Genomic DNA, 4,945 nt, shown 5'->3' on the forward strand with positions numbered 1-4,945 from the left:
CCATCGGATCGAGGCCGGCGCCGATGGAGACGAAGAACAGGCCGAGCAGCAGGCCCTTGAACGGCTCGATCGCCAGTTCGACGGCGCGACGGAATTCGGTTTCGGCCAGCAGCAGGCCGGCGATGAAAGCGCCGAGCGCCATGGACAAGCCGGCATAGGCCGCCGCGACGGCGGTCGCGATCACCACCAGCAGGCAGGCCGCCATGAACAGCTCGGTCGATTCGGCGGCCGCGACGAGCTGGAACATGGGCCGCAGCAACAGGCGGCCGACGCCGACAATGGCCGCCACCGCCAGCAAGGCCGGCGCGAAGGCGAGAAACGGATTGGCCGTATCCGCCGTGTCGGACAGCATCGACACCATGAACAGCAGCGGCGCCACCAGCAGATCCTGGAACAGCAGCACCGAAAAGATTGCGCGGCCGGACAGGGTGTTGAGCCGGCGCGATTCCGCCAGCACCGGCACCACGATCGCCGTGGACGACAAGGCCAAAGCCGCGCCGAGCACCAGCGCCGCCGGCTGGGCGAGGCCGAGCGCCCGCGCCAGCAGATAGAGCGCCAGCCCGCAGGTCGCGACCTGCAACGCGCCGAGCCCGAACACGAAGCGCCGCAACAGGATGAGGCGCTCCAGCGAAAGTTCGAGGCCGATATTGAACATCAGGAAGACCACGCCGAACGAGGCGATGGCCTCGACCCGCGTGGTATTGACCAGGACCGGCAGGCTGAACGGAACGAGGGAATCGAGCCGGCCCATGATATGCGGCCCGATCACCATGCCGGCGAGGAGGAAGCCCAGCACCGGGCTGACGCGCAGACGACGGAACAAAGGCACGACGACGCCGGCCACGCCGAGGAACAGCAGCGGCGTCTTGTAGGGTTCCGGATCGAATTGCGCGATCAATTGCTTTCTCCAGACAAAAACCATAACGGATTCGCGCGGGGCGCCAAACGCGCCGCGCGTCAGGCAAGCTTCGGACCAGCTCAGGACCCCTTATGCCCGGTATAGCCGACGGCCTTTATCGCGTCGCCCGCCTCGAAACGGCTTTTCGCCCCCGCCGCTGGGATTTCGCCGAGCGCGAGGCCGCGCGGATCGACGCGCATTGGGCCGACGCGCTGGCCGAAAAGCCGAAAATGTTCGACGGCGCGGTGCTGATGCTGGCCGATGTCGAAATCGTTACGGCGCCGGACGGGGATATCCTGCGCGGCTGTTTTTTCGAGACTCGTTTTCGCAATCTGCTCGCCTGGTTCGATTTCGGCGTTCCCGACGGAACGGCGTTCAACGGCTTCGCCATGGCTGCGCTGCGCGGTCGCGACGGCGCCTTTCTGCTCGGTGAAATGGGCGCCCATACCGCCAATGCAGGCCAAATCTATTTCCCCGCCGGGACGCCTGACCGTAACGATATATTTGGCGATCGGGTCGATCTCGCGGCGAGCGTTTCGCGCGAGCTTGAGGAGGAGACCGGCTTCGCTCCCGAGGAGGCGCCGCCCGCGCCGGGCTGGAGCGTGGTCGTCGCGGAACGGAAAATCGCCTGCATTCAGGAACGGCTTTCGCCCCTGAGCGCGGCGGAGGCCCGCGCGCGGGCGGAGGCTTTTCTGGCCGGCGATCCCGACCCGGAACTCGCCCGCATCCATATCGTGCGTGGACCGCAGGACATCGACGCCGCGCGTATGCCCGGCTTCATCCAGACCTTTTTGCGCGACGCCTTCGTGTCTCAGCCGGCCGGATAGCCGTGGCGCTCCTTGCTCGCGCGCAGCAGATAGCGCGCGCGAAGCTGATCGCCCGCGGCGCAGGCGCGTTCGGCTTCCGCGATTTCCGTCTGAATCTGGGCGTGGACGTCCTTGTTGACGTTGCCGGTGGCGAAATCATTGTCCTGAATGGCGCGGTAGCGGGCGATTTCGTCGGCGCAGCCGGCATCCGGCCCCGCTCGCGGCGTGACGCGCGCGGCGTCCTGCGGCGGCGGCAATGTGGCCTCGATGGAAGGCGGCGGCCGGTTTGCGTTGCAGCCGGCAAGCGCCAGCGTCAGGGCCAGAGCGGCGGCGAGTGAAACAAGGCGCATGATCGGGCTCGCAAATTTCACGTGACGATGTTTCGCCAAAACGAGGGAACGGTCAACTATCCGGCCCGCAGCAGGCGCAAAGCGGAATCGCGTTCGAAAATATAGAGCAGCAGGCGCAGCGTCTGGCCGCGCTCGCCGGTCAGCTCCGGGTCGGCGGCGAGGATTTTTTCGGCATCGTCCCGCGCCGCGCGCAACAGATCGGCATGGAGATCGAGCCGCGCGATCTTGAATCCAGGCGCGCCGGATTGCCGCGCGCCGAGGATTTCGCCTTCGCCGCGCAGCCGCAGATCTTCTTCCGCGATGCGGAACCCGTCTTCCGTCTCGCGCAAAATCTCCAGCCGCGCCTTGGCCGTTTCGCCCAACGGCCCGGCATAAAGCAGGATGCAGGACGATTTCTTGTCGCCGCGCCCGACCCGGCCGCGCAATTGATGCAATTGGGCGAGGCCGAACCGTTCGGCGTGCTCGATCACCATGATGGTCGCCTCGGGCACATTGACGCCGACCTCGATGACGGTCGTGGCGACAAGGATTTTCGTCACGCCGCCAGCAAAATCGGCCATGGCGGCGTCCTTGTCGCGACCCTTCATCTGGCCGTGGACGAGGCCGACCTGATCGCCGAAGAACTTCCGCAGGTCTTCGGCGCGGTCCTCCGCGGCGGCGAGGTCACTCTCCTCGCTGCCTTCCACCAGCGGGCAGACCCAATAGACCCGTGCGCCGGCCTTGATCGCCCGCGCCAGCGCGGCCACAACCTCGTCGATGCGTTCGACATTGATCTTCAGAGTGTCGATGGGCTGGCGGCCCGGCGGCTTTTCGCGCAGCGAGGACAGCTCCATATCGCCGAAATAGGCCAGCGCCAGCGTGCGCGGGATCGGGGTCGCGGTCATGGCGAGAACGTCCACCGCCTCGCCCTTGTCGCCCAGGGCCAGCCTTTGATGCACCCCGAAGCGGTGCTGTTCGTCGATCACCGCCAGACCCAGCCGCGCGAAACGGACGTCTTCCTGCACCAAGGCGTGCGTGCCGACGACAATATCCAGCGCGCCGCTCGCCAGCCCTTCCAGCGTGGCCCGGCGCTCGGCGGCCTTGTCGCGTCCGGTCATCAAGGCGATGCGCAGGCCGGCGCCCTGCGCCAGCGGCGCGAGCGTCGCATAATGCTGGCGCGCCAGAATTTCCGTCGGCGCCATCAGCGCCGCCTGCCGTCCGGCCTCGATGACATGGGCCATGGCAAGCAGCGCCACCACCGTCTTGCCCGAGCCGACATCGCCCTGCAGCAGCCGCGACATGCGCTTTTCGCTGGCGAGATCGGCAGAAATTTCGGCCACGGCCTTCTGCTGGTCGCCAGTGAGGGCGAAGGGCAAAGCGGCGAGAATTTTTTGCGCCAGAGCGCCGGTCGAAACCTGTGGGCGGCCGCGCAGAACCTGCACACGCGCGCGCACCAGCCGCAAAGCGAGCTGATGCGACAGCAATTCGTCATAAGCGAGCCGGGCGAAAAATGGGCTCTCCGGCGCGAGGTCCTGCGGGTTCTGCGGATGATGCAGTCGCGCGAGGCTGTCGCCGAAGGATAGCCAATGTGTCGCGCGGAAAAATTTCTCGTCCTGCCATTCCGGCAGTTTTGGCAGGCGGGCCAGCGCCGCGCCCGCCGCCTTGGCCAGCACGCGCGGAAACAGGCCCTCGGTCAGGCCATAGACCGGATCCACCGGCGGCAAAGCGGCGAGCCCGGCCTCGTCCAGGATGCGGTCCGGGTGGACCATCTGGCGATAGCCGTCGAACAGCTCCACCAAGCCGGAAACCCAGCGCGTCTCGCCGAAGGGCAGGGCCTTTTCGACCCAGCCGCCATTCGCGCGGAAAAAGATGAGAGTCAGATCGCCGGTCTCGTCCTCCGTCAGCACGCGATACGGTCCTTTGCCGCGAGGGGGGCGGTGCTCGGTAACATGGACCTTGATGGTCGAGACGGCGCCGATCGGCGCCTCGGCGATTTTCGGCCGCGCGCGGCGGTCGATGCCGGAATGCGGCAGGTGCAGCAGCAGATCGAGTGCGCGAGCGGGATGATCGGCGTCGCCGAGCAGGCGGTCGAGCAATTTGCCCGTCTTGGGCCCCACGCCGGGCAAAGCGCTCGCGCTGGCGAACAGGGGATCGAGAAGCGAGGGCCGCATGGGAGAGGTTTAGCCGCGCGGCGGGCGGCGGGCAAGACACCGAAAAGCCTTGCGCTCGCGCTGCGCCGCGGCAAAAATCCGGCCGCAAGGAGATTCCCTTGGCCCGCAAAATGTTCCTCTCTGCCGTCTTCGCTGTTCTTGCCCTCTGCCTGCCGGCGCGGGCGGCGGACAAGGTGATCTTCGCCGCAAATTGGCTGGCCGAGGCTGAACATGGCGGCTTCTATCAGGCGCTCGCCGATGGAACCTATGCCCGCTACGGCCTCGACGTGACCATCCTGCCCGGCGGTCCGCAGAAGAATAACCGCCTGCTGCTCGCCGCCGGCAAGGCCGATTTCTACATGGGCGACAATCTGATCGGCGAGTTTTCGGCTCTGGCCGAAAATATCCCCATCGTCACCGTCGCGGCTCTGTTCCAGAAGGATCCCCTCGTCTTCATGTCGCATCCCGGCGAGGGCTTCGACCGGTTCGAGGACTTGCCCAGGGCCAAGGCGTTCGTCGGCCTCGCCACGCTGACCACTGTCTGGCCGTGGATGGAGAAGAAATGGGGTTTTTCGCGCGACAAGGTCGCGACCTATAATTTCAATTCCGCGCCCTTCATCGCCGACAAGAAATCGATCCAGCAGGGCTACGCCACGTCCGAGCCCTTCGCCATCGCGCGCGAGGGGGGCTTCAAGCCCAATGTCTTCTTGCTCGCCGATCACGGCTACGAGACCTACGCCACCACCATCGAGACGCGCCGCG

The 4,945-nt window shown here is 66.4% G+C and carries 5 protein-coding genes; 2 read left to right on the plus strand and 3 right to left on the minus strand.

The genetic code is table 11. The annotated features are described in order from the left end of the window. Nucleotides 1-898: cation:proton antiporter (locus ACE3S9_RS14685; RefSeq protein ID WP_374547226.1), on the minus strand; the 898-nt coding region annotated here is incomplete at its 3' end. 92 nt (nucleotides 899-990) lie between these two features. Between ACE3S9_RS14685 and ACE3S9_RS14690 the strand changes: the two genes are divergently transcribed. After that, nucleotides 991-1,725 (plus strand): NUDIX hydrolase, encoded by a 735-nt coding sequence (locus ACE3S9_RS14690; RefSeq protein WP_374547227.1) that lies wholly within the window; start codon nucleotides 991-993, stop codon nucleotides 1,723-1,725. On the opposite strand, the gene ACE3S9_RS14695 is transcribed toward ACE3S9_RS14690, so the two are convergent. Together ACE3S9_RS14695 and recG are read right to left on the minus strand one after the other, a co-directional pair. After that, nucleotides 1,710-2,054, minus strand: coding sequence for a hypothetical protein (locus tag ACE3S9_RS14695; RefSeq protein ID WP_374547228.1), 345 nt, complete (start codon nucleotides 2,052-2,054; stop codon nucleotides 1,710-1,712). The two genes, ACE3S9_RS14690 and ACE3S9_RS14695, sit on opposite strands and share 16 nt — an antisense overlap. Nucleotides 2,055-2,110: 56 nt before the next feature. After that, the gene (gene recG / locus ACE3S9_RS14700; protein ID WP_374547229.1) at nucleotides 2,111-4,204 is read right to left on the minus strand and encodes an ATP-dependent DNA helicase RecG; all 2,094 of its coding nucleotides are present in this window, start codon (nucleotides 4,202-4,204) and stop codon (nucleotides 2,111-2,113) included. Between the two features lie 110 nt (nucleotides 4,205-4,314). On the opposite strand from recG, the gene ACE3S9_RS14705 reads away from it, so the two are divergent. After that, nucleotides 4,315-4,945 (plus strand): ABC transporter substrate-binding protein (locus ACE3S9_RS14705; RefSeq protein ID WP_374547230.1); only part of this gene is annotated, 631 nt, incomplete at its 3' end.

This window comes from Rhodoblastus sp. (assembly GCF_041915505.1).
Taxonomy (GTDB): domain Bacteria; phylum Pseudomonadota; class Alphaproteobacteria; order Rhizobiales; family Beijerinckiaceae; genus Rhodoblastus.

Excerpts from the sequence above, each read along its gene's own strand:
- recG (WP_374547229.1), bottom strand. The coding sequence starts at position 4,204 with ATGCGGCCCTCGCTTCTCGATCCCCTGTTCGCCAGCGCGAGCGCTTTG.
- ACE3S9_RS14690 (WP_374547227.1), top strand. The coding sequence starts at position 991 with ATGCCCGGTATAGCCGACGGCCTTTATCGCGTCGCCCGCCTCGAAACG.
- ACE3S9_RS14695 (WP_374547228.1), bottom strand. The coding sequence starts at position 2,054 with ATGCGCCTTGTTTCACTCGCCGCCGCTCTGGCCCTGACGCTGGCGCTT.